Annotated in this window: 1 protein-coding gene; it reads right to left on the reverse strand. The window is 36.7% G+C overall.

Annotation, left to right across the window (positions count from 1 at the left end):
• On the reverse strand, positions 1 to 806 hold an 806-nt coding region (locus HMPREF0367_RS10510; RefSeq protein WP_035400338.1), incomplete at both ends, for an InlB B-repeat-containing protein.

Raw genomic sequence — 806 nt, forward strand, 5'->3', positions numbered from 1 at the left:
CAACCCACTTATCGATATGGTAACCTGCATTCGCTGTAGCTTTAACTTGTGCTTCTGGTATCGTAGCTGTTGGTTCAATATAATTTCCTTCTTCATCTTTAAATGTATGAAGTTCATATGTTGTACCTGAAACACTACCATTACTTTCAGCTACATAAGTAAATAGAATCTGATATTTATCTGGAATATCATCGCCTGGATCTTCTGGATTTTCACCAATTTCATCTTTTGCGAAGTATACCTTCAAGACTAGACTTCCATTTCCTAGTACTGTTCCTTCAAATACATTTGGAGCATTTGAATCAAGTGCATATCCTTCTGGAGCAGTCTTATCTTCTTCTGTTACAGATACTGTTGTATCCGTAGTAGCTTGACGGTTCTCAGTTGTACTAGGTTTTTCTGGATAACCATTATCCCCTTCTAAATATGTTTCTACTACATACTTAGTATCTGTATTTGGAGTGAATTTAGCAGTATATGTCGCAGCTTCATAGATTCCATCATTATTCTTTGAAGGTTTATAAGCTAACTCAGTACCAACTTTTGTTTCACCTAGATACCATCCATCAAATGAATAACCTGCATTCGCTGTAGCTGTAGAGCCTTTTGGACTTCCTGTAGCTGGAGCAACAGTTTCTTCATCAAGACTTACTGAACCACCTTTTGTAGCTTCATACTTAATGGTTACATCAGCATTTTCAACAAAGCTTACTGTAAATGTCTGATTTGTTGTATACGTTGTATCATCAAATTCTGGAGCTGTACCATTTCCAAGCTCAGTTGATGATTCATCAACCCACTTATCG

The sequence above is a fragment of the Faecalitalea cylindroides ATCC 27803 genome, assembly GCF_000469305.1.
GTDB lineage: Bacteria > Bacillota_I > Bacilli_A > Erysipelotrichales > Erysipelotrichaceae > Faecalitalea > Faecalitalea cylindroides.